This is a genomic window from Pseudidiomarina mangrovi (assembly GCF_003999375.1).
Lineage (GTDB): Bacteria > Pseudomonadota > Gammaproteobacteria > Enterobacterales > Alteromonadaceae > Pseudidiomarina > Pseudidiomarina mangrovi.
Map to the genome: position 1 here is coordinate 157,830 of NZ_RJLC01000010.1, position 23,130 is coordinate 180,959.

The window sequence follows — 23,130 nt, forward strand, 5'->3', positions numbered from 1 at the left end:
AAGGAGTTCGAGTGTAACGGAAGCTTAGCGCGGCTGCCAGCGTTGTAGCCGCAGCGCGTTAAGCACCACTGAAACCGAACTAAGGGCCATAGCGGCTCCCGCTAACCATGGAGCGAGCAAACCTGCTGCAGCAATCGGAATTCCTAAGCTGTTATACGCAAAGGCCCAGAATAAGTTTTGTCGAATATTGGCAACTGTTGCGGCGCTCAGTGCGAAGCAATGAATCAGTCGTGATAAGTCATTGGTTAATAGCGCAACACGCGCTGTTTCTAAGGCCACATCAGCGCCACTGCCCATGGCAATTCCCAAGTCGGCGGTGGCAAGAGCTGGAGCGTCATTGACACCGTCACCAACCATCGCCACCCGGCGACCTTGCTGCTGGAGCGTACTGACAATACCGGCTTTTTTCTCAGGCAAAATTTCAGCATAAAATTCATCGATACCAAGTTGGCTAGCGATACTGGCTACCGTGCGTTGATTATCGCCGCTGACTATCGCCACCTGTTTGCCTTGTTGTTGCAAGGCAGCAATGGTTGATTTGGCTTCGGGGCGCAGTTGATCGGCGACCGCGAGCACGGCAACGAGTTGCTGCTCAACTGCCACCAGCATGACGGTTTTGCCTTGACTTTCAAGCTTTTCAATACGCTGTTGCCAACTATCGATAGCAATAGTGTGCTCCTGCAGCAAACGCCGCGTACCAATAAGCACTGTTGCGGGTTGTTGCGGGTAACTGATAGAAGCCATCACGCCGCGACCAGTTAACGCCTTGAAGTCGGTTAATGCAGGCGCGCTCGCTGTGCTGTTGAGACCACGTACAATGGCTTGTGCTAGTGGGTGCTCGGAGCGCTGTTCCAGGGCAACAATGATAGCGTTCAGAGCGGCTTGGTCGGTATCATCGCTATAGAGCTGATCCGTGAGTTGTGGCTGGCCGAAGGTCAGGGTACCGGTTTTATCGAGCAACACGGTATCAATTTGTGCCGCTTGCTCGATACTCGCACTGTCTTTAAATAGCATGCCAAATTGCGCCGCGCGACCGCTGCCAGCCAAAATCGAGGTCGGTGTGGCTAAACCCAGCGCACAGGGGCAGGCTATAACTAATACCGCTACCACAGCTTCTAGCGCGCTTCGTGCATCACCGGGCTGCCACCATAACCACCAGGCAACCCCAGTTAGCAGAGCAATAACCAGCACCACCGGAACAAATACCGCAGCAACCCGGTCGGCTAAGCGTTGTATAGGCGCCTTCGATTGCTGGGCGGCACGGACAATCGCAACAATACGAGCCAATGCACTGTGTGTCGTTCGGGAGGTAACCCGAATGCGCAAAAAACCATCATGATTAAAGGTGCCCGATAACACTGAGTCATTCACAGACTTCTCAATGGGTAGGCTTTCGCCGGTTAACATCGCTTCATTGACGGCGCTGTGGCCCTCTATGACCTCGCCGTCTAGCGGGACAGCTTGGCCAGGCTTGACCTGGACTACAGCGCCAACCGGCACGCTACTGGATGGCACAGCAAGTATGCTGCCATCAGGCTGCTCGAGCGCTGCGGTGGGTGGTTGCAGTTGTAGCAGTTGCTGCAGCGCTGCCGAGGCTTGGCCTTTGGCCCGCGCCTCCAGCCATTTACCCAGCACAATTAAGGTGATTAATACTGCGCTCGTTTCGAAGTACAGCCCATCATGCGCGGCGTGCGGATCCGTCAGCATTAGGTACAGGCTGTAACCATAGGCTGCCGAGGTACCTAAAGCGACCAGCACATCCATACTGGCGGCACGATTCTTGATGGCCAGCCAACTGCCCCAGTAAAATTGTGCGCCAATAATGAATTGTACCGGGGTTGCCAGCGCCAGTTGCCACCAAGGGTTCATCAACCAAGCCGGCATCGGCATAGCGCTGGTCCAGCTGAAGTGACCAACCATGGTATAGAGTAATGGTGCTGATAACAGTGCGGCGATAACGAATTGAAGGAATTGTTTCTGCTGATGGGCATCTTGTGCACTACTGGTATCACTCGATGTCGATAGCAAACTAGCTTGATAGCCGGCGCTGGTTACTGCAGCGATGAGTTCTTGGGGATGCAGATTAGTGCCATTAACAGCCGCTATTTCAGTGGCAAAATTAACCTCAACGCGCTCCACCCCAGGTACTTGCAGTAACGCTTTTTCGATACTGCGCGCGCACCCCGCACAGCTCATTCCCTGCAGTTGCAATTGCATGGTCATACAGCACTCCTCACTAACGATTTAGTTACGGGCGCAGTACTATTGGAGCTTACTGCGCGTTTAACGATTGCCCATTTACAGCAATCGCGTCATCACTCATCAAATAAACATAGAGTGGCATTAAATCTGTTGGTGTTTTTAGTTTACTGGCATCTTCGGCTGGGTAAGCTTTGGAGCGCATAGCGGTGCGGGTTGCGCCCGGGTTGATCACGTTAACGCGAATGTTGGTGCCAGCGTACTCGTCAGCCATGACTTGGGCTAAGCCCTCAGTGGCAAACTTGCTGACCGCATAAGGGCCCCAAAAGGCTTTGCCTTTGCGACCAACGCCTGATGAGGTAAACACAATACTAGCCTGCTCAGCCTTTTTCAGCGCCGGCATGAGCGCTTGGGTCATGACAAACTGCGCCGTGACGTTGACCTGCATGATGTCATTCCAACTATCAAGGTCGATATGCTCAAAGGGTGATAACACGCCCAGTATACTAGCATTCTGTAATAAGCCATCTAGCCGACCAAATTGCTCACTAATAGTGCTGCACATGGCTTGATAGTGGCTACGCGTGGCACCTTTCATATCCAATGGCACAATGGCTGGCTCGGGGCCGCCAGCAGCAACAATCAGGTCGTAAACCGCTTCGAGTTTCTTGACCGTGCGGCCGAGCAAGATCACCGTTGCACCCGCGGCGGCATAGGTCAGTGCAGCTTGCTTGCCAATGCCGTCGCCGGCACCGGTGACGAGAATGATTTTTCCAGCTAAGCTGGTACTTGAAATAGGGTAGTTGTGCATTGTGGTCATTTTAGGCTTACACTGAGAACGAATGATTAAGCGCAAGTGTACTGGTTTTTCGGTGGTTTCTCAGCAATAGGCGATAAAAAACCGCAAAAATACTTTCAAGTTTGCTACGCTCGGTGTATAAAATTTTGTTAACAACGGCTCTTGTCCTACCAGTTAGAAAAGGTGATGATAGGGCTACACGAATAAAAAGCATCTGCAGGTGCTCACTACATAACAACACGAATAAGGATTGGGGAAGCCTCATGAAAAAACTTTTGCTAGTAACAGCAATCAGCAGCGCGCTCTTAGTGGGCTGCGGTGGCAGTGGTGACGATGCGCCAGTCACCGAAGTGCAAACCCAAGTAAACGCTACGCGGGTACTATTTGATCCATCAGCCGGTGCAGTCCCGGTACCGACAAACATTCTGTTGGGTGGCACTGTCGACGGCACCTTGAATATTCCAGTTGCTAACCCGAATGACAACACCAACCCACAAGTAGCGATTAACGGCCTTGACGGTTGGGGCACGCATTCGACCTTGACCTTCAACTTCTCGTTGCCTGTTGATGCAAGTGGCAATCAAGTCACCGTGACTTCGGCTTCGTTAGAAGCTCAAGGTTCAATTCGCGTATTTGAAACTATCATGGGTGGCTCAGCAGTCAGCCCAGCTTGTGCGTCAGCCAGCCCAGCGGCTACCTGTGCGGTGGTCGGCGAACTTGTTCATGGCACTGACTTTATTGTCCGCGCCACCAGCGGTAGCGGCGTCGCCGTAATTCCATTGAAACCATGGAAAGCCAAAACGGGTTACGTGGCGGTGCTGACCGATAACATTCGCGATACCTTGGGCCGCAATGTGTTGCCATCACAGACTTACGGTTTAATGAAGCGCGACCCAGCGACCTTCCCAATTTCTGCCGATGCATCAGCATTAGGTCTGCAGAGCTTGATCAACTCGCATGAAAACGCGTTACAAGCGTTCGGTATCAACAAAGATCGTATTATTTACACCTCAAGCTTTACCACGCAGTCAGTGGAAGATGTGTTCCAAGCCATTAAAGGCTTGATGGTGCAGCAGTTCAGCAGCAGCGGTACGCCAGCGTTAGGCGCCCAAGCTACTGGCTTGACCGTCGCCGATGTGTTGGTCAATGCCGGCCAGTTACCTGCTGACCCAATGAATCCAGCCTATGCGGCAGCAAGCACTGCAGCGTTCTATCAAGGCTCGGTGACACTGCCATACTTCTCGCCAGTGCCAACAGCAGAAAACCCAACCGCGCCTATTAACGGTCGTTGGACTGCGGCCTGTGACAGCCCAGCCTCTATTTTAGGTGCTATTGCGGCCGGTGCGCTCAACCCAGCAACAGCGGGTATTGATCCAGCAGCATTGACCAATCCAGCGCTGTTGTTACCACCGAACAACTGTTACGACTTCCCTGGTATCGATAACGAGCGTCATTTAACTAAGTACAACCCAATCCCAGCTGTGGTGACCCAAGCTAACGTGCCGGTCATCATGTCGGTACCGAATGAAGCGGCGGTCAACCAAGTGCGTGCAGTACAAGGTTTAGCGCCAATTACTATGCCAGCTAGCGGTTGGCCAGTGGTGATCTTCCAACACGGTATCACTGGTAACAAAACCAACGCACTTGGCATTGCTGGTAGCTTGTCGGTTGCTGGTTTCGCCGTTGTAGCGATGGATCATCCATTGCATGGTGACCGTGGTTTTGGCGCAATTAACGCCTCAACCGGTAGTGCTACAGCCTACATGAACTTAGGTAGTTTGCTGACCGCACGGGACAACATTCGTCAGTCGATTTCTGACATGTTGGGCTTGCGTTTAAGCTTAAATGCCGCCCAAGGTGCACCAATTGATGGTACGCGTGTGTACTTTGTTGGTCACTCATTAGGTGCTATCGCTGGTACGCCGTTCACGGCTATGGCGAACTCGCCTATGAGTGGTGCATTAGCGCCAGCATCAGGCTTGTTTAACGTACGCGCCAGTACCTTAATGGCGCCAGGTCAGAGTATTGCTAACTTCTTGTTAGCGTCACCGGCTTTTGGCACCACCATTAAGAGCCAATTGTTGTATGCCGCTAACAGCACCTTTGCTGCTGCGGTAAACGATGCTGCGGCGAACGCGCAAGTGCAACCAGGCACCGCAGCCTTTGAAACGCTGTTGGGCTCGGTGTACACCCAGTTTATGGCCTCAGCAACGCCAGCAACGGTGGCACAGATCAATGGCGTGTTTGAACAATTCGCCTTCGCTGCGCAAACCGTTATCGACTCGGCCGACCCAATCAACTACGCGGCTCGGGTGGTTTCCACCGGTAGCCCAGTGCACCTGATTGAAGTTGTACCAGACCTAGTGGTGCCAAACACCGTTGAAGGTAAGCCGTTAGCTGGTACTGAGCCATTGATTGCTGGTTTAGCATTGCCGAACCGCACGCAAACTACGGCCAGTGTTGATGGTGCTAAAATTTCTGGTGCAGTGCGCTTCTGTGAGGGCGACCACGGCTCTATCGTAAGCCCTGCAGCATCAGTTGCTGCGACTATGGAAATGCAGTTACAAACCGCCGGCTGGTTCACCACCGACGCGACTGCCTTACCAATTACCAATACCGCGGTATTGTGTAACTAAGTAGTTGCTTACATCTGCTCGCAAAAAAGGCCGCTTGTCGGCCTTTTTTATTTGCTAAACTAAGTGACTTAATGAGGTCACCAAGCGCTGTAAGGAGTTGTCATGGAACTGCTATGGAATCTGCTAGAATTTGTGGCGAAGGCCGCCATTATCGTATTTGCCATTATGTTGGTGGTCGGTACCATTGCCAACGCGGCGCAGCGGCAGAAAAGTGAAAAAGGTGAATTACAGTTAGATAATCTGTCTGCCAGCCTGCGTCAAACAGTGGCGCGGCTGAAGCTGAAAATGCTTGATAAAAAGGCTGCCAAAAAGGCCGCTAAAGTCGAAAAGCAACAGGCCAAACGGCAGCATCAGCAGCAGGCTGAACTACCGCGACTATTTGTACTCGATTTTGTTGGTGGTATGGAAGCCAAAGAAGTTGATGCGCTGAGCCGCGAAGTCACCGCCATTATCGCCACGGCCCAAGCCGATGATCAGGTGTTGGTGCGCTTAGAAAGCGGTGGGGGCACGGTCAATGGCTATGGCTTGGGAGCGGCACAATTACAGCGCTTGCGTGATGCCAAGCTACAGCTGACAGTATGTGTGGACCGGGTGGCCGCCAGCGGTGGTTACATGATGGCTTGTGTGGCCCATCAATTGGTGGCGGCACCGTTTGCCATTGTCGGCTCCATTGGTGTAGTAGCACAAATGCCTAACTTCAACCGCTTTTTGAAGAAGCATAAGGTTGATTTTGAGCAGATTACCGCCGGCGAATATAAGCGCACATTAACGCTGTTTGGTGAAAATACCGATGCTGGCCGCCACAAGTTCAAGCAAGATTTAGAGTCAATTCATCAGCAATTTAAAGCGCATATTAGCCAGTATCGGCCGCAACTTGAGCTGGAGCGGGTTGCTACCGGTGAATTCTGGACCGCACAGCAAGCCATTGAGCTGGGCTTGCTGGATAAACTGCAAACCAGTGACGCCTGGTTATTGGAGCAAGCCGAGAGTTATCAGATCTTTGCCTTGCGCTATGTGAACAAAAAACCATTGGGTGAGCGTATTGGTAGACATGTCAGCGCGGTGCTGACCAGTTTGCGAGAGTTTGTGCAGAAATGAGTGATGAATTTGAGCTGTTTCGGCGAGAAATGTCGGGCGTTAAGCCGATTGATAACGCCGATATTGCCGACACCCGTACTGAGTTCGCGCCAACCTTGGCGCAACTGCAGCGTCGTCAAGCGGCCGAGCAGCAGCTGGCTGACGACATCAACTACCTGTCGATGGAGTTCGTTGAGTTCGTGCAGCCAGACCAAGTGCTCGACTATCGTCGCGATGGCGTGCAGCATGGCGTGCATAAGCGGATGCGCTTGGGCCAGTACGAACTCGAAGCCACCCTCGACTTGCACAATCATTCGTTACGACAAGCGCGTAAAGCCTTATTTGAGTTTATTAACCTGTGCCACAAACGCGGCGTGCGCAGTGCCCTAGTAGTGCACGGTATGGGGAAATTTTCCAAACCACACCCAGCGCTATTGAAAAGTTATGTCAATAAATGGCTGCAACAAATGGAGCCGGTGATGGCTTTTCATAGCAGCCAGCGTCAGCACGGTGGTGCTGGCTCCTTGTATGTGCTGCTAAAAAAGAATGCCGAACAGAAGCAGCACAATCGCGAACTTCATCAACGGCGGTAAGCGTATGTTTCGTATTAGTCTTATGGCCGCGCTGGTGGCAACCGGGATAGCTGCGAGCGCTAGCACCTTGGCGTGGAATGACCCATTGTCGGCGCGCGTTGGCACAGTGGTTACTGAGCATGTACAGCGTAGCTTGAATGCCAAAATGAGTTATCAGAGCTTTACCCTGGATCTCAGCAAACCGCAGGTCAGTGCCACCGAGGTACGCGTTACCACCGCCTTAAAGCAGCTTGATGACGGCCTCAATGAAGTATTACAGGCTGGTAGTATCATGGTGGCGGGGGAGTGGCAATCGGCCTTAAAGCAGCAAATAAAGCTCACCAGCATGACAGTACAGGATAGTCAGTTGACCATCGCCTACTTCGGTAAGGGGCAGTCCAACTTGCATAGCATGTTGGAGCAGTTACGTAAGCCAACCGCACAACCAGCATCCATGCAGTTAGTGTGGCAACTCGAGCAGGTGCAACTGAACAATGTGGTGGTGAATTTATTCGATCAGGGGCGGGCGATTATGAGTGTGCGTTTGCCCTCGTTGCAGCTCCCCAAACTACCGCAGAATGGCGCCGTTAATAGCTATATTTTGCAGGTATTACTGCCGATTTTAGAGCAAGTGATGGCCGGCGAGCAGGGTGAGGTGGTATTGGATACGCCACGATTACTGCAATTTATGTGGCGTGAGGCGCGCTAGGCGTGCCTCAGCCATCGTCGCAACCCTCGGCGTTACAGCTTATCGGCGATATCACGCTCGGCGACATCAGCATTCGGGTTATTAAAGACGTTCTCGTCAAAGGCGCCTTCACTGCGCGCCACAATGATCGATACCATGGCATCGCCGGTCACGTTGACCGCGGTGCGGGTCATATCTAACAGCCGGTCTACGCCGATAATCAGGGCGATGCCTTCAACCGGCAAGCCAACCTGCGCCAACACCATGGATAGCATAATTAAGCCTACCCCAGGCACCCCGGCGGTACCCACCGAGGCCAGGGTAGCGGTCAGCACTACCATGGCATAATCAGCCAAGGTCAGGTCAATCAGGTATACTTGGGCAATAAACACCGTGGCCACACCCTGCATGATGGCGGTGCCATCCATGTTGATGGTGGCGCCCAATGGCACGGTGAACGAACCCACGCTATTGTGCACACCTAAGCGTTTGGTGACGGTTTCTAGGGTGATTGGCATGGTGGCATTACTGCTCGACGTAGAGAAGCCGAAAATCATTACTTCGCGCATTTTCCGCAGGAACATCACTGGGCTTAACCCAGTCAATGACTTCAAGATCACGGAGTAAGTCACCACACCGTGCAAAATCAACACACCCAGCACCAGCAGGAAGTATTTGCCAAGGCTATAAATGGTCTCAAACTCGGTTTCAGTGAACAGCTTAGCCATTAGTGCAAACACACCGTAAGGCGCTAAGTTCATCAAAATAATGACTAACTTCATGATTACTTCGTTGAAGTCTTCAAATAAGCCCTTTAAGCGGTCACCTGATTTGCCAACTAAGGCCATGGCAATACCAAATAACAAGGCAAAGACAATCACTTGCAGCATGTTGCCATCGGCAAAGGCATCAAACGGGTTTTTCGGGAATAAATCGATGATCACTTGCGCCAGCGATGGTGCAGCTTGGGCTTGGTACGATGCCTCAGTGCTGAGCTCAATACCTGCACCCGGTTGCACTAACACGCCAAAGCCAATAGCAATAGAAATAGCTACGGCGGTGGTGATCAAGTAGAGGCCAACGGCTTTACCACCAAGCCGCCCCAGTTTGCTGGGGTCGCTCAATGAACAGGTGCCAACCACCAAGCTGACGAATACCAGCGGTACTACCAGCATTTGCAGGGCACTGATAAAAATCTGCCCGACGACAAAGAATAAGCCTTTGGTCAGGTAACCCTCAACCAATAGGTTATCTGGGAACAACACCTTCAATAGCATGCCCACGGCAATACCCGCGAACATACCAATGACAATGCGAGTAGTGAGGCTTAATTTTTTTGAGTTATCGCTCATTTCACGAGATTCCAGCGGTTAAACGAAAGTACGGATGCCAAACAGACTAGCAGAAGTTGCTGCAACGCCAAAGTTTTGTGCGCTCAACTGCGCAATAAAAGCGCAATATAACTGCCATGCCACGGTCATGTTGTTGCAATAGGGTGATGCTGAGGTGGTGTGATCACTATCAGCAACAGCAACGGAGACCAGCCATGATCCAAGTGGAACAGGTGATACAACAGAAAATGCCGCAACTGCAGCAACACCCATGGCTGCACAAGCCTACGGTGGTATTGTTACGTAGTGTGTTATGCGAGCGTCAAATAAAAACCTTTGCTGCGCAGTATCCACAATTACACGGCTTGGAATTTGTTGAGCACGTGCTGGATTTCTTCGATTTTACCTACTCAGCGCGGGATGCCGAGAAAGACAATATTGCCAGCCAAGGGCGACTCATTATTGTTGCCAACCATCCGATTGGTTCACTCGATGGCTTGGCGTTGCTGAAACTGGTCAGTGAAGTGCGCAGCGACGTTAAAGTTTTGGCGAACGATATGCTGATGGCGGTAAAACCGCTGCAGGAATTACTGATTCCGGTGGCGGTATTCGGCAAGCAGGGCGAGCGCGCTAGTTTTCGCGCCATGCAACAGCACCTCGAGGCGGATGGTGCATTGATTATCTTTCCCGCTGGTGAGGTGTCACGGCTGAGCCCGGTTGGCGTGCGCGATGGCAAGTGGTACAGCGGTTTTGTGCGTTTAGCCCAACGCACTCAAACAGCGATATTACCGATTTTTGTTGGCGCCCATAATTCAGCTTTGTTTTACGGTGCATCGATGCTTTATAAGCCGTTGGGTACGCTGTTATTGGTGCAAGAGATGTTCAAACAGCAACAGCGCCATATCAAATTTCGGATTGGTGAGGTGATACCTGCCAGCGCATTACAGGGTGGCGACCATGCTGCCTCAGTGCATGACATTGCCGCCGTGGTACGTAAACACCTGTATCGTATTGGCCATGATAAGGTTGGCTTATTACGCACGCAGCGACCTGTTGCTCGCGCCGAACCGCGGCAATTATTGAAACGCGCTATCGAAGCCTGCGAATTACTTGGCGAGACTGCCGACGGCCATCACATTTATCATTATCGCTATCAGGGCAACTCCACCATTTTGCGGGAGTTGGGGCGGTTACGCGAAATTGCCTTTCGCGCCGTTGATGAAGGCACGGGGCGGCGCCGTGATTTAGATAATTACGACACCTGGTATCAGCATTTACTATTATGGAGCCCACAGGATCTTGAAATAGCCGGTGCTTATCGGCTTGGTGATTGCGCCGAGATCTTGGCCCAGCATGGCGTCGCAGGGCTTTACAGTCATAGTCTGTTTCGTTATAGCCCGGCTATGGATAGGTATTTTAGCCAAGGCTTAGAGCTGGGCCGCAGCTTTGTGCAACCCCGCTATTGGGGGCGCCGTAGTCTGGAATATCTCTGGCAGGGTATAGGCGCGCTGCTGCGCCGGCAGCCCAACTATCGCTATTTATTTGGGCCGGTCACCTTAAGCGGTGCGCTACCGCAACAGGCAAAAGACGCCGTGGTGCAATTTTTTAGCCAGCATTTTGTCGATGCTGAGCAGTTAGCCGCTGGGCGCACGCCATATATCGCGGAACAGCAGCCGTTAGCACCACCAAGTGCCGACTACAGCTATGATTTTGCCAGTCTAAAACAGTATTTAGCCAGTATGCAGGTGGCTATACCGACGCTTTACAAACAATATGCCGATCTCTGTGAACCCGGCGGGGTGCGCTTTCTCGCCTTTAATATCGACGCCGACTTTGCCGACGCCATTGATGGCTTGGTGATGGTTGATATTGCCCAGCTTAAGGCGAGTAAGCGAATGCGCTATATTGATGCTGGCTCGTCAGCATAAAAAAAGCCAAGTCGCTACCGACTTGGCTTTTTAGCTCATGTTTGAGCAGTGTTTAACTGACGTAGCTAGGGCCGAAGCCGTTGGTCCACATAATGGCCGAAGCCACCATCAGACAGACCAGCATAATAAGCCCTGCGGTCACCACTGAACTGGCGTAGATAAAACCACGCTCTTCAGGAATGTGCATTAAAATAGGCACACCGGTATAGAGCAGATAAACCGAGTAGGCCACGCCGGCTAAAAATACCATGGTGACAAACCACAGTTCTGGATACAGTGCGGCTACGCCTGACATGATAGCGGGTGTCGCGGTGTATGCTGCCAGTTCCATAGACTGGGTGAAGGTTGGCTTAGCGCCAAACGTTTGTGCCATCCAGTGCACCAAATAACCCAGCGCAAATACCGCAGCAAGGATACCCGCATACATGGCTACCGCCATGATAACTGCGCTTTGCTGTGATAAAAAGGTGGCCTCGCGTGCGCCAATACTCCAACCTAAGTGTGCTGAGGCATAATAGGCGGCTAGGCAGGGTAATAAGGCGATGATGAGAATGTGGCTGACCGCAAAGGTCATGCTCTCGTGACGTTGGTCAATGCTTTTCCACTCTTCCAGTGGATGGGCGTATAATCCCCAAATATGGTTTAAAATCATGATAAACCTCTACTTCATGTGTCGTTGTTACTGCATTTTATCGTTATAGTATGTGCCACTTTTTTGCTGTGGCTTGATTCTATATTGGTCGGTTTTTCGGCAGAGTCAAGCGCTTTTTAGGCGCTGACAGGGGTGATCGGGGATATTTCCCTGCAAATTGTAATGAAATAGCGAAAAGGTTGATCAATGTGGAAAATTTATTAGCGCCCATTCGGCAATTTTTGCAGTGCGATACCCCGGCGGCTTGGGTTGAGGACGCTAAAAAGCCAGAAAACTTGCCGATTGTGCTGCTCGACCATTTGGTGTGTGAGTTAAAGGCAGCGCAATCGGCGCTGTTCTTGATCCGTAAATATGCAGTGGATGCTGCTAGCGGCGAAGCGCTACTGGCATGGTTAAAGCCCTATGAGGACTTCACCTATCGGCAGATCGGCGATTGGCGGCAGTTGGCCCGTGGCGATAAATTAAGCAAGCACATGATTGCCCGTAGTGACAGCCCCTACAGCGATGACTTGATTGACAAGATGGTGCTGTTGATTAAAGAAGAGCTGCATCATTTTTATCAAGTGCTGGAGATCATGGAGAGCTACGGTATTAGCTATCGTAATATCACCTCAAGCCGCTATGCGCGCGGGCTGTTGCGGCATATTCGTACCCATGAACCGGCTACCTTGATCGATAAGCTGATTTGTGGCGCCTACATAGAGGCGCGTTCGTGTGAGCGATTTGCCGCGCTGGCACCGCATGTGGATAAGCCTTTGGGCGATTTTTATATCAGCTTGTTGCGCTCAGAAGCGCGTCATTATCAGGACTATCTGAGTTTAGCCGAGCAAATTGCCGGTCATGATATTAGCGAGCGGGTGGCTTTCTTTGGTGGTGTTGAGGCTGACTTAATAACCTCAGAGGATACCGAGTTTCGTTTTCACAGCGGCTGGGTGAGAAGCTCGGCCGCCTGATCATCGACTTTCAGCATACTACCTTGCTGGTACCAATCGCCCAGCACAATACGCTCGGCGATGCTGCCATCGCTAAGGTGATGCTGATGTACGGCAGGGCGATGGGTGTGGCCGTGAATCATGTGCCTGACCTGATAGCGTTCAAACAGCGCGGTGACCGCCGCTGGGGTGACATCCATCAGTTGCAGTTGCTGTGGGCTTAACGGCTGTTGGGTTTTGCTGGCCGCACGCAGGCGCCGGGCAATTCGCATCCGCATGGATAGTGGCAAGGCCAGTAGGAGCTTGGTCACCCAAGGCGCACGAATAATGCGGCGAAAGCGTTGATAGCTCTTATCGGCGGTACACAGGCTATCACCATGCAGCAACAACGTGGGTTGCTGGCGCAGCGTGACGAGCGTTGGTTCGGACAATAATTGCACCCCGGTGCGCTTGGCAAATTCAGCACCAATTAAAAAGTCGCGGTTACCGGCCATAAAGTAGACCGGCACACCGCTGTCGGTAAGTTGTCGCAGTTGCTGCTGTAATTGCAGGGCAAAGGCACTGTGGTCATCATCGCCGATCCAGGCATCAACTAAATCGCCCAAAATATAGAGCGCCTGCGCCTGCTGCGTGGCTAACTGCTGCAAAAATTCAGCAAACAGCGCACTGATATCAGGGCGCGCTGGGCTTAAGTGCAGATCGGCTACCAACCAACAACTCACGGGTTATTACTCGCTGACGCTGGCGCTTTCAATCACCACGTCGTCGACCGGCACGTCTTGATGGAAGCCAGCGCTGCCAGTACGTACTTGCTCAATAGCCTGAACGACCGCCATGCCTTCAACCACTTGACCAAATACGCAGTAACCCCAGCCACCCACGCTCTCATTGCGGAAGTTAAGGAAGTCGTTATCGGCGGCATTGATGAAAAACTGTGATGACGCTGAATGGGGGTCTTGAGTACGCGCCATGGCGATACTGCCGATGACATTTTTTAAGCCGTTGTTAGCTTCGTTTTTAATGGTGGCGCGGGTTGGCTTTTGAATCATTTCGAGATTAAAGCCGCCGCCTTGGATCATGAAACCCTTGATGACGCGGTGAAACAAAGTATTGCTGTAAAAGCCTTCTTTCACATAAGTGACGAAATTCTCTACCGTGGCAGGCGCTTTGTCGGCATACATCTCAATTTTAATATCGCCGTGATTGGTGTGCAGGGTTACAAACATGGTTAATCTCCAAAAATTGAATTTATCGCGGCAAGTTTACCATCGTTTGTGACAAGGCTACAGCTTGCGGTATGATGAGCGGACAAAAATGACCACCGCGCTACGCATTTGGAGTAAAGCACCGCATGTTAACCATTTTCAATACCCTCAGCCGCAGTAAACAGGCTTTTGTGCCAATCACCCCAGGTCAGGTGAAGCTCTATGTGTGCGGGGTTACCATTTATGATTACTGTCATATTGGTCATGCGCGTACCTATGTGGCCTTTGATATGGTGGTGCGCTATCTGCGCGCGCGCGGCTATGAGGTGACCTATGTGCGCAATATTACCGATGTGGATGACAAGATTATCCGCCGCGCTAATGACAATGGTGAACCCATTGCTGCCGTCACGGCCCGTTATACCGCAGCCATGCATGACGATTTTGATGCGCTGAATTTACTGCGCCCGGATATTGAGCCAACGGTGACCGATCACATGGCCGATATTATTGTCATGATTGAGCAGTTGTTAGCCGGTGGTTATGCCTATGTGGCGGCTGATGGCGATGTGCTGTTTGATGTCAGTAGTTTTGCTGACTACGGCCAGCTGAGCCGGCAGAATTTGGAGCAACTGCAAGCCGGTGCGCGGGTTGAAGTCACCCAGCAAAAGACTGACCCACTGGATTTTGTGCTGTGGAAACAGGCCAAGCCAGGCGAGCCAAGTTGGGCGTCGCCTTGGGGTGATGGTCGCCCCGGTTGGCACATAGAGTGTTCGGCGATGAATAAGCGCCATTTAGGCGAGCATTTTGATATTCATGGCGGTGGCTCAGATTTGATTTTTCCACACCATGAGAACGAAGTGGCGCAGAGTTGCTGTGCCAACCAAAGCAGCTATGTGAACTACTGGATGCACAGCGGTATGGTGCAGGTGGATGAAGTGAAAATGTCCAAGTCGTTGGGTAACTTTTTCACCATTCGTGAGGTGTTGAAGGCCTATGACGCTGAAACCGTGCGGTTTTTCTTGCTCTCTAGCCATTATCGTTCGCAGCTGAACTATACTGAAGACAACCTCAATCAAGCGCGCGCCAGTTTAGAGCGTTTATACACCGCCTTGCGTGATGTCGCTGTGGTAGCTCGTCAAGCGGAGCAAACCGCCGCCTATGCCGAGCGCTTTAACCAGGCTATGGATGACGATTTCAACGTGCCTGAAGCCATGCCGGTATTATTTGAATTAGCGCGTGATATCAACCGTTTGCGCAGTGAACAGCCGGAACAAGCAGCGTTGCTGGCGGCTGAGTTGCGCAGCCTAGCGGCGATCTTGGGTATTTTACAGCACGATCCCGAGCAATTTTTACAAGGCGCTGGCGATGATACCGCTCAGATCGAAGCATTAATTGCCGAGCGCAATGCCGCACGCGCTGCCAAAGACTGGCCACGAGCCGATGCCGCGCGGCAGCAATTGAGCGCACTGAATATTGAGTTAGAAGACACGCCACACGGTACAAAATGGCGGCGTATCACCTAAAACATGCATTAACGGAGGCAGTATGGCATTTCCACGATTAACTGTATTAGACGATTTTGCTCAAGCAGCGGCGCATGATTTTGATGCGGTGCTGTTAGTTGGAGACTTTAACCAGACGCTTCCGGCTGATTTTAGCGCTCATGTGAAACGCGCCAAGCGGCTTGACCAACGGGTCGGCCACAGTGCTTTATTAGTGCCCAGTGAAGTGCCGGGCGGGCGGCTGATCTGTGCGCCAACAGGGGCCTTAGACAGCGATTATGCCGATGTACGGCAAGTGGCTGAAGCTGCCGGTGTGGCGGCAAAAATTGCCGAACAAGCGGGCGCGCGTAAACCGTTGTTGGTGGTGTTTGGATTACCCGCTGAGGGGCCGTTTGCGCAAGCTGAAGCGGTTGCTTATTGGGGCGCGTGTCAAGCTTTGTATCAACCGTTAGAAGCGCGCGAAGCGCATGGTGAAGAGGCGTTAGAGCCGATTACTGAAATGGGCTTGGTGGCCAGTGTTAATGGCGATTGGTTGATGGCTATTGAAGCGGGTAAACGCTTAGCCCGTGACTTATGTGGTACTGAGCCAGAGCGCATGAGCGCGCGTAACTTTGCTCGCTATTTGCAGCAAGCCTTTGCGCAATCGCCGGTGCAAGTCACCGTCATCGACGATATTGAGCAGTTGCGCCGTGATTATCCGTTGCTGATGGCGGTGGCCCGTTCGAGTGTGCAAGTCGAACGGCACCGTCCGTGTGTGGTACGCTTGGAATATAAAGCGCCAGCGGCCGAGAAAACGCTGATGTTCGCCGGTAAAGGTATTGTCTATGACACCGGCGGCGCGGATTTAAAAATTAACGGTCATATGGCTGGTATGAGCCGTGACAAAGGTGGTGCAGCGGGTGTTGCTGGCTTTATCAAAAGTGTGGCGCTATTGCGCCCAGAGACCATTAATGTGGTGGCCGAGCTGGGTTTAGTGCGCAATAGTATTGGCGCTGAAGCCTTCGTTGCCGACGAAATTATTACTGGCCATAGTGGTGTGCGCGTGCGCATTGGTAACACCGATGCCGAAGGGCGTCTGTTGTTGGCTGATTTGCTCAGTCATTTGCGCGTTAGCGCGGCCAGTTATGCCAACCCGGAATTATTTAGTGTCGCTACCCTGACCGGTCATGCGGCTTTGTCAAAAGGTCCTTACACCGCGTTGATCCCGAATGGTCCGGCGCGCGTAAACGACTGCATCGAGCCACTTTGGCAAGCCGGTGAGTTGTACGGCGACCCAAGCGAGATCTCGTGGTCACGGCGGGAAGATTTTCAGTTTGTGCGGGCGCGTACGCGCGCCGATGATGTGTTGTCGAGTAACAATGGACCCTCAGCAACCACCAAGCGTGGGCATCAATTCCCGATGGCATTTTTAACCATTGCGGCGGGCCTTGATCAGCATGGTAATAATAGCCAGCAGCCGCTGCCTTACATTCATGTCGATATTGCTGGCAGTGGTGTAGAAGGTGGCGATTGGCAGCATGGTAAGCCAACGGCAACGCCGGTGGCGAGCTTTGCGGGGCGTTATTTATCGCGCTAATCGAGCGACTCTTGTAGCACGTATATAGCCTTGGAGAGATAACAATGAACGGTTGGAAACACTGGGTAATCGCCACCAGTTTGGCATTGAGTAGCACGGTTGCACTCGCACAATCCTCGATGGATAACGTTGAGATTAAGGCCACTGAAGTGGGTGAGCGGGTTTACATGTTAACCGGTCAAGGCGGTAACATTGGGGTATTCGTTGGTGCTGACCAAGTGGTAATGGTTGATGCCCAATATGCGCCGCTGGCTGATAAAATTGCCGCAGCCATTGCCGCGTTAGCCGAGCAACCGCTGAAAACCTTAATCAATACCCACTTTCATGGCGATCACGTGAATGGTAATGCAGCGTTTGCCGCCAAAGGTGTTGAGAACCGCATTGCTCATGCCAACGTGCTGGCGCGCTTAGACGCCGACACCCGGTTTGACAAGAGCGGCTTACCGACTATTACCTTTGCAGGCGGACTAGGCTTCAAAGTAGGCGATGAAACTATTCAAATGACCCATTATCCGGCCGCGCACACCGACGGTGACGTAGTGGTATGGTTCCCATCGGCGAATGTCATCCACGCCGGAGACTTGTTCTTTGTTGATCGCTTTCCGTTCATTGATTTGAATTCAGGTGGCCGCGTACAGGGCTATATTGATGCCATTGAAGCGGTCATGGCCGATATCGATGATGAAACGTTGATTATCCCAGGTCACGGAGGCTTGTCGAAAAAGGCCGACTGGCAGCGTTTAGTATCAATGATCAAAGTCACCCGTGAAGAAGTACGCAGCATGCAAAGCGCTGGCTTAACGGAAGATCAAGCGGTCGCTCAAGGTCTTGACGCCAAATGGGCGGACTGGTCATGGGGTTTCATCAACGAAGAGCGTTGGATCCGCACCTTGTATAAAGATTTGAACTAAGCTTTTGTGGCTTAGTGTGAGCACCGGCTTTAGGCCGGTGCTTCTACTTTCAGCATGTCTAATTGTTGTTTGGTTTTGCCATGCGGTAGCGGTTTACGTGTTTCAGGGTCAATGTGCACAAACACAATGTCATCGGCAACACAAATGTTCTGCTTGGTTTGCTTATTACGTACCACGCAGGTGACCGTCACTGAGGTGCGTCCCACGGCTTGTACGCCAAGGCCAAATTCCACCACATCGCCCTGATAAGCCGAGGTTTCAAAACTGATGGCACCAATGTGTTTAGTGACTAAGCTTTTGTGGTCTAATTGACAGGCGGCAAAGATATAAGCTTCTTCGTCAATCCATTCCAAAATTCGGCCACCAAACAGTGAGCCGGCAAAATTCAGGTCATTGGGCATAACTAAACGACGAGATAAAAAGCGCATCAGAACTATCTCCGGTGACTTGTGATGCGCTCAGTATATCGTTTATTTCAGTGTGCGCACAAAAAAGTCGGCAATCATCTGATAGCGGTGAATGCTGGTACTGCGGCCATACAGGCCATGTGCTTTGCCGGGGTAGGCCATCATTTCAAACGGCAACATGGCGTCTTGCAGAGCAAAGGTTAGCTTGGCGGTATGGTCGAACAACACATTGTCATCGGCCATGCCGTGATAGATCAGCAACGGTTTGCTGAGTTGCTTGGCATAGCTCAACACCGAGGCGCGTTGATAACCTTCGGCATTGTCTTGCGGGGTACCCAAGTAGCGCTCGGTGTAATGGGTGTCGTACAAGGCCCAATCGGTGACCGGTGCGCCGGCGACGGCGCTGGCTACCTCAGGTAAGCGCAACACCATATGCAGCGCCATATAGCCCCCGTAACTGTGACCAAATACGCCAATGCGTTCAGCGTTGACGTAGGGCAGTTTTTGCAAAAACTGTAAGCCGAGCTGTTGGTCGGTGACTTCAACCTGTCCGAGTTGGCGAAAGATTGGCCGCTCGAATTGCTTACCTCGATTGCCGCTACCGCGATTATCCAGTTGGAATACCACAAAGCCTTGTTGCGCCAGATACTGCGCAAAGTAGTCGCCCCAACTGCGCGTGACACGCTGCGCGCGCGGGCCACCATAGACCAGTACCACCGCTGGATAACGGCGGTTATCAGCAAAATTAACCGGTTTGGTCAGTTGATAATGCAGAACTTGGCCATCGGCCGCGTTTAGCGTGCCAAATTCGGGGTAACGCCAGCTACTCAAGTACTCGGCGAGTGGGTGAGTGTTATCGATTTTATTCTCATGCAACCAGGCAATGCGTTCACCACTGGGCCCATGCAGACTGACTTGCGGCGGTTGTTGTGGGCTAGAGAAATAATTGATGTAACTGCGCGCATCACTGGCAAATACTACTTGGTGCATGCCGGGTTGGCTGCTCAGTTGCGTTGGTTGACTGGGGTTGCTGGTAGTCAGACTGGTACGGTACAAGTGACGCTCTATCGGGCTGTTATAGCGGCCGGTGAAATACACATAGCCAGCGGTCTCGTCGACCCGCGCTAAGGCATCAACTTGCCAGTCACCACTGGTTAGTTGGCGAATTAAGCTACCATCGAGCCGATACAAATAGAGGTGCTTGAAACCGCTGCGCTCCGAGGACCAAATAAAATGGCGGGCGTCGGCCAAAAAGGTCAGGTCATCATGCAAATTGATCCAGCTATCGCTGCTTTCGCGCAATAGGGCTTGCGAGCGTTGTGCATTGATGGCGTGCAGGTAAAGCGTCAGCTCGCTTTGACTACGGTTTTGCCATTGGTAACTCAAGCGGCTGCTATCGGTCACCCAATTCACCCGGGCTAAATAGCCATTGCCGTGTTGGGTGGGTAATTGTAACCAACGAATGCTGCTGTTCGGGCTATTGTTGTCGAGGCTTAAAATGCCTAAATCGACCACAGCGTTAGCAGCACCAGCTGCCGGATAGCGTTGTTGCACCACTTCGGTACGATCAGCATGAATATCGGTACGAGACATCACCGCTACTGGGTTGAGGTCGACTTTGGTCAGAGCAATGTGCTGCTCGTCGGGGCTCCACCAATAGCCACTCATTCGCTGCATTTCTTCCTGGGCGATAAATTCTGCGGTGGCATAGTGGACGGTGGCGGTACCGTCGCGGGTGAGCGCGCGCACACTGCCGCTAGCGCGTTCAATCACCCACAAATTATGGTCATGCACAAAGCTAACGTACGTACCTTGCGGGGAGAAACGCGCATCAGTAGCACTCATGGTGGCTACGGTTAGTTGTTTGACGCTGTTGTCACTTAACTGATAGAGAAATAATTGACCATTAAGCGGAAATAAAATGGCATCACCGCTGGGTGACCAGCTGTAGTCGACAATACCGCTGGCGCGGATGCGCAGGCGTTCACGCCGAGCTTGTTCTTCAGCGGACAGCCGCACCGGGTTGGCGACCAACTGCTCGGCACTGACTAAGCGGCGGTGTTGATTGGCGCGCACATCATACAGCCACAGATCATAGACCTGTGGTTGCTCGGCTGAACCGGCCAAATAACTGACCACAGTACCGGCCGGAGAAAACTGTAATTGCTGGGGCGCGGCAGTGGTGAGGTTGGGGGCTGAAAAAATCCGCTCGATGGTTAATTCAGCGTGCGCTGAATGCACCATCAGTAGCCCTATCAACAGTCCGGTCAAATAGTGCGTGAAACGCATGCCTGCTGTGTTCCTCTATCATCGTTAGAATATCAATGCATAGTGTAACAAAGCAGGCAGCGGCTGCTGACAAGCTGCGATAAAGCGCCCGTGCAGTGCGCTAGAATTCACCCCGCAGGCCAATACTGAAGTTACGGCCACGAATTGGAGCATCTTCTTTTAAGAAAGAAGTATGCAGCAGACCGAGTTCATTGGTGAGGTTTTCAGCTTTGAGATAAACACTCATGCCCATGTCACTCAGGGTTTGTGGGAACAAATTCAGCTGCGCATCCAGCAACGCAAAGCTATCTGTCACGGTTTCATTGGCGGCCAATTGCTCGTGCTTGAAGTAGTAGGTATAGCCAAGTTTGGCTTCCCAATCACTGGCTAGATAGCGTAAATCAGTGCCGAAACGATGCGCCGGAATACGCGGCAAATTACCGTCACCATCAAGGCTACGAGCGCGGATAAAGTCGCTAAAACCACTTAGTTCCCAACGCTCGTTGATACGCCAGGCACCGCTTAGCTCATAGCCGAAGAGTTCAACGTCACGCTGTTGATTAATTAATACCGGCAGACCTTCTTCATGGTCATGTTCGCCGCCATGCTCATCAGCATGCTGGTCGCCATGTTCATCACCGTGGCTTAAATCAAGGCTGTTGACACCGCTGATAGCACTGAAGACGAAATCATTGATACGGTTATAAAAAATCGTGTAATCAAGGTGATAGTTCGGCTGCTCGTAGTGCAGGCTGAGGTCAATGGTATTGGCCTTCTCAATGGCTGGGCGGCGACTATTGAGCTCGATGTGATAATCGTGCTCGGCTTCTTCGTGCAGCTCATAGACCAAGCCCAATTCGTAGGTTTGGGTGGCTAAGTGAGCGCCGTTCGAGAAGATCTCGTTAGCTGACGGAGCCCGCTGCGCATGGCTTAGATTCAACGCCAGCTGTAGCGTGCTGTTAAGCGGCACGGTAAAGCCGAGTGAGGCGGACACTGGGGTAAAGTCGTAACTTTGGTTGCCTAATAACTCAGCATTGCTTGCGGTGACCGAGACGTTCTCGACACGGGCACCGGTTTGCCAGTTAAACTCACCCAATTGCTGCTCTAGCAACCAGAATAACGCATGGCGGCTGGTGTCTGATGGCGGCGTGTAGGCTTCTTCACCGAAGGCTTGTTGCTGCTGGTCAAAATAGTGATAACCAACGGCACCGTTCCAGCCTGCCAGCGGCTGGTGATTGGCAATTAAACGCAGCTCATGCTGGCGATTGGTAAAAGTGGTCGCCGGGTTGCCATCTTCAATTTCTTGGTGCTGATAATCGGTAAAACCATAGCGTAATTCGAGTTGTTTGATGGCGTCGGTCGGGTTCTGCCAGCCACCATGAACTTGAATACGGTTTTGCCACAAGTCACCGAATGGGCCGACCTCTTCGCCATGTTCGTCGGCGTGCTCGTCACCATGCTCATCATCATGCTCTTCACCGTGATGGGCATGGCCCGGAATACCATACTGTTGTTCCAAGCGACCATAAGACACACCAAAGTAGCCTTCATCGAAGATATAGCTGACACCGGTATTGATACCTTGTGCATCGACGAAACTATTTTCAACATAGTTCAGGCGCTCACCTTCATCATTGGTATAGGTCGGTACCTCATAGTCATCGCTGCGACGCTTGAAGGCATCGGCATGCCAGACGGTGGATTTGTGGTCAGCGCTGAAACCGACTTGGCCCTCACGGCGGTTGCTGGCGCTATCGAGACTGAGGCCGAAGAAACCTTGTTGACCGCCAACAAAATTCTGCGCGATACGTTGGTCAACCACGTTAACGACGCCGCCAATCGCACCACTGCCATACAGCAAGGTAGCTGGGCCGCGTAAGATTTCAATTTGTTGTGCGGTTGAGGTTTCAGTGGTGACCGCGTGATCGGGGCTACCGCGTGAGACATCAGCGGTGTCTAAACCGTTTTGAGTGATTTTCACTCGTGGGCCGTCGAGGCCACGAATAATCGGGCTACTGGCGACTCCAGCAAAGTGCGTGGCGCTAATACCCGGTAAATCGGCGAGGGTATCGCCCAAGGTATGTTGTTGCTGTTCGCGCAGCAGGTCACCGGCTAACACCGTCACCGGCTGGGCTGAATTTAATTGGTTACGCGCTAACGGGTCAGCGGTGATGCGAATCACTTCGGTATTTTCGTGTTGATGCTCACGACTATCGTCGTTGTTTTGTGCTTGTTGCGCGTAACTCGGTTGCAGGGAACCAGCACAAACAGCGGCAACGATAAGGGCAATCGGGGTTTTCGACCACATAAATGAACTCCGCGAAACAAAGGTGTTAGGTGATATCCAATAGACTCATGAATGTAATGTTATACTATAACAATATTGCCGTGCAATGCTTTTTCAGCAAGTGCTAGTGATTGGCGCTGAGCTTGGGTAGACTGTG

At 52.1% G+C, this 23,130-nt stretch carries 18 protein-coding genes; 9 read left to right on the forward strand and 9 right to left on the reverse strand.

What is annotated here, in order from left to right:
• Positions 1–24 precede the first annotated feature (24 nt).
• Together EFO84_RS03910 and EFO84_RS03915 are read right to left on the reverse strand one after the other, a co-directional pair.
• The gene (locus tag EFO84_RS03910; protein WP_127346762.1) at positions 25–2,223 is read right to left on the reverse strand and encodes a heavy metal translocating P-type ATPase; all 2,199 of its coding nucleotides are present in this window, start codon (positions 2,221–2,223) and stop codon (positions 25–27) included.
• Positions 2,224–2,272: 49 nt separating this feature from the next.
• Entirely contained in the window at positions 2,273–3,010 is a 738-nt protein-coding gene (locus tag EFO84_RS03915; protein WP_205701936.1) for a YciK family oxidoreductase, read from the reverse strand.
• A 251-nt stretch (positions 3,011–3,261) separates the two neighbouring features.
• Between EFO84_RS03915 and EFO84_RS03920 the strand changes: the two genes are divergently transcribed.
• The 4 genes from EFO84_RS03920 (at position 3,262) to EFO84_RS03935 (ending at position 7,992) form a co-directional block, all read left to right on the forward strand.
• Positions 3,262–5,634 (forward strand): VolA/Pla-1 family phospholipase, encoded by a 2,373-nt coding sequence (locus EFO84_RS03920; protein WP_127346764.1) that lies wholly within the window; start codon positions 3,262–3,264, stop codon positions 5,632–5,634.
• A gap of 102 nt (positions 5,635–5,736) precedes the next feature.
• On the forward strand, positions 5,737–6,732 hold the full coding sequence (gene sohB, locus EFO84_RS03925) for a protease SohB (RefSeq protein WP_127346765.1): 996 nt from the start codon (positions 5,737–5,739) through the stop codon (positions 6,730–6,732).
• Positions 6,729–7,304, forward strand: coding sequence for a DNA endonuclease SmrA (smrA, locus tag EFO84_RS03930; protein ID WP_127346766.1), 576 nt, complete (start codon positions 6,729–6,731; stop codon positions 7,302–7,304). The genes sohB and smrA overlap by 4 nt, the downstream gene beginning before the upstream one ends.
• A 4-nt stretch (positions 7,305–7,308) precedes the next feature.
• Positions 7,309–7,992 carry a hypothetical protein gene (locus tag EFO84_RS03935; protein WP_127346767.1) on the forward strand — a complete coding sequence of 228 codons (684 nt, stop codon included), beginning with the start codon at positions 7,309–7,311 and terminating at the stop codon, positions 7,990–7,992.
• A 32-nt stretch (positions 7,993–8,024) separates the two neighbouring features.
• Here the strand turns inward: EFO84_RS03935 and EFO84_RS03940 are convergent, their stop codons facing one another.
• Entirely contained in the window at positions 8,025–9,323 is a 1,299-nt protein-coding gene (locus EFO84_RS03940) for a dicarboxylate/amino acid:cation symporter (protein ID WP_127346768.1), read from the reverse strand.
• Between the two features lie 194 nt (positions 9,324–9,517).
• Between EFO84_RS03940 and olsF the strand changes: the two genes are divergently transcribed.
• Positions 9,518–11,230, forward strand: a complete 1,713-nt coding sequence (gene olsF / locus EFO84_RS03945; protein ID WP_127346769.1) for a bifunctional ornithine lipid synthase OlsF — start codon at positions 9,518–9,520, stop codon at positions 11,228–11,230.
• A 52-nt stretch (positions 11,231–11,282) separates the two neighbouring features.
• On the opposite strand, the gene EFO84_RS03950 is transcribed toward olsF, so the two are convergent.
• Positions 11,283–11,882 carry a Yip1 family protein gene (locus tag EFO84_RS03950; protein WP_127346770.1) on the reverse strand — a complete coding sequence of 200 codons (600 nt, stop codon included), beginning with the start codon at positions 11,880–11,882 and terminating at the stop codon, positions 11,283–11,285.
• A gap of 188 nt (positions 11,883–12,070) precedes the next feature.
• Between EFO84_RS03950 and miaE the strand changes: the two genes are divergently transcribed.
• The gene (miaE, locus tag EFO84_RS03955; RefSeq protein ID WP_127346771.1) at positions 12,071–12,835 is read left to right on the forward strand and encodes a tRNA isopentenyl-2-thiomethyl-A-37 hydroxylase MiaE; all 765 of its coding nucleotides are present in this window, start codon (positions 12,071–12,073) and stop codon (positions 12,833–12,835) included.
• Here miaE and EFO84_RS03960 read toward each other — a convergent pair.
• Together EFO84_RS03960 and EFO84_RS03965 are read right to left on the reverse strand one after the other, a co-directional pair.
• Positions 12,802–13,536, reverse strand: a complete 735-nt coding sequence (locus EFO84_RS03960) for a UDP-2,3-diacylglucosamine diphosphatase (RefSeq protein ID WP_127346772.1) — start codon at positions 13,534–13,536, stop codon at positions 12,802–12,804. The genes miaE and EFO84_RS03960 overlap by 34 nt on opposite strands.
• A gap of 6 nt (positions 13,537–13,542) precedes the next feature.
• The gene (locus EFO84_RS03965; protein ID WP_127346773.1) at positions 13,543–14,040 is read right to left on the reverse strand and encodes a peptidylprolyl isomerase; all 498 of its coding nucleotides are present in this window, start codon (positions 14,038–14,040) and stop codon (positions 13,543–13,545) included.
• A gap of 125 nt (positions 14,041–14,165) precedes the next feature.
• Between EFO84_RS03965 and cysS the strand changes: the two genes are divergently transcribed.
• From cysS to EFO84_RS03980, 3 genes are read left to right on the forward strand one after another with little or no spacing between them, the layout of a single operon-like run.
• Positions 14,166–15,545, forward strand: coding sequence for a cysteine--tRNA ligase (gene cysS, locus EFO84_RS03970; RefSeq protein ID WP_127346774.1), 1,380 nt, complete (start codon positions 14,166–14,168; stop codon positions 15,543–15,545).
• Between the two features lie 22 nt (positions 15,546–15,567).
• Entirely contained in the window at positions 15,568–17,100 is a 1,533-nt protein-coding gene (locus tag EFO84_RS03975; RefSeq protein ID WP_127346775.1) for a M17 family metallopeptidase, read from the forward strand.
• Between the two features lie 44 nt (positions 17,101–17,144).
• Positions 17,145–18,011, forward strand: a complete 867-nt coding sequence (locus EFO84_RS03980) for an MBL fold metallo-hydrolase (protein ID WP_127346776.1) — start codon at positions 17,145–17,147, stop codon at positions 18,009–18,011.
• A 29-nt stretch (positions 18,012–18,040) separates the two neighbouring features.
• Here EFO84_RS03980 and EFO84_RS03985 read toward each other — a convergent pair whose 3' ends face one another.
• The 3 genes from EFO84_RS03985 to EFO84_RS03995 all read right to left on the reverse strand — a co-directional run bounded on the left by EFO84_RS03985 (position 18,041) and on the right by EFO84_RS03995 (position 22,994).
• On the reverse strand, positions 18,041–18,439 hold the full coding sequence (locus EFO84_RS03985) for an acyl-CoA thioesterase (RefSeq protein ID WP_127346777.1): 399 nt from the start codon (positions 18,437–18,439) through the stop codon (positions 18,041–18,043).
• Positions 18,440–18,481: 42 nt separating this feature from the next.
• Positions 18,482–20,707 (reverse strand): S9 family peptidase, encoded by a 2,226-nt coding sequence (locus tag EFO84_RS03990; RefSeq protein WP_127346778.1) that lies wholly within the window; start codon positions 20,705–20,707, stop codon positions 18,482–18,484.
• 100 nt (positions 20,708–20,807) lie between these two features.
• The gene (locus EFO84_RS03995; protein ID WP_127346779.1) at positions 20,808–22,994 is read right to left on the reverse strand and encodes a TonB-dependent receptor; all 2,187 of its coding nucleotides are present in this window, start codon (positions 22,992–22,994) and stop codon (positions 20,808–20,810) included.
• Positions 22,995–23,130 lie beyond the last annotated feature (136 nt).

What these genes read in the sequence shown, in the direction of transcription:
- EFO84_RS03910 (WP_127346762.1), bottom strand. Translation starts at nt 2,223, where the DNA reads ATGACCATGCAATTGCAACTGCAGGGAATGAGCTGTGCGGGGTGCGCG.
- EFO84_RS03915 (WP_205701936.1), bottom strand. Translation starts at nt 3,010, where the DNA reads ATGCACAACTACCCTATTTCAAGTACCAGCTTAGCTGGAAAAATCATT.
- EFO84_RS03920 (WP_127346764.1), top strand. Translation starts at nt 3,262, where the DNA reads ATGAAAAAACTTTTGCTAGTAACAGCAATCAGCAGCGCGCTCTTAGTG.
- sohB (WP_127346765.1), top strand. Translation starts at nt 5,737, where the DNA reads ATGGAACTGCTATGGAATCTGCTAGAATTTGTGGCGAAGGCCGCCATT.
- smrA (WP_127346766.1), top strand. Translation starts at nt 6,729, where the DNA reads ATGAGTGATGAATTTGAGCTGTTTCGGCGAGAAATGTCGGGCGTTAAG.
- EFO84_RS03935 (WP_127346767.1), top strand. Translation starts at nt 7,309, where the DNA reads ATGTTTCGTATTAGTCTTATGGCCGCGCTGGTGGCAACCGGGATAGCT.
- EFO84_RS03940 (WP_127346768.1), bottom strand. Translation starts at nt 9,323, where the DNA reads ATGAGCGATAACTCAAAAAAATTAAGCCTCACTACTCGCATTGTCATT.
- olsF (WP_127346769.1), top strand. Translation starts at nt 9,518, where the DNA reads ATGATCCAAGTGGAACAGGTGATACAACAGAAAATGCCGCAACTGCAG.
- EFO84_RS03950 (WP_127346770.1), bottom strand. Translation starts at nt 11,882, where the DNA reads ATGATTTTAAACCATATTTGGGGATTATACGCCCATCCACTGGAAGAG.
- EFO84_RS03965 (WP_127346773.1), bottom strand. Translation starts at nt 14,040, where the DNA reads ATGTTTGTAACCCTGCACACCAATCACGGCGATATTAAAATTGAGATG.
- cysS (WP_127346774.1), top strand. Translation starts at nt 14,166, where the DNA reads ATGTTAACCATTTTCAATACCCTCAGCCGCAGTAAACAGGCTTTTGTG.
- EFO84_RS03975 (WP_127346775.1), top strand. Translation starts at nt 15,568, where the DNA reads ATGGCATTTCCACGATTAACTGTATTAGACGATTTTGCTCAAGCAGCG.
- EFO84_RS03980 (WP_127346776.1), top strand. Translation starts at nt 17,145, where the DNA reads ATGAACGGTTGGAAACACTGGGTAATCGCCACCAGTTTGGCATTGAGT.
- EFO84_RS03985 (WP_127346777.1), bottom strand. Translation starts at nt 18,439, where the DNA reads ATGCGCTTTTTATCTCGTCGTTTAGTTATGCCCAATGACCTGAATTTT.
- EFO84_RS03990 (WP_127346778.1), bottom strand. Translation starts at nt 20,707, where the DNA reads ATGCGTTTCACGCACTATTTGACCGGACTGTTGATAGGGCTACTGATG.
- EFO84_RS03995 (WP_127346779.1), bottom strand. Translation starts at nt 22,994, where the DNA reads ATGTGGTCGAAAACCCCGATTGCCCTTATCGTTGCCGCTGTTTGTGCT.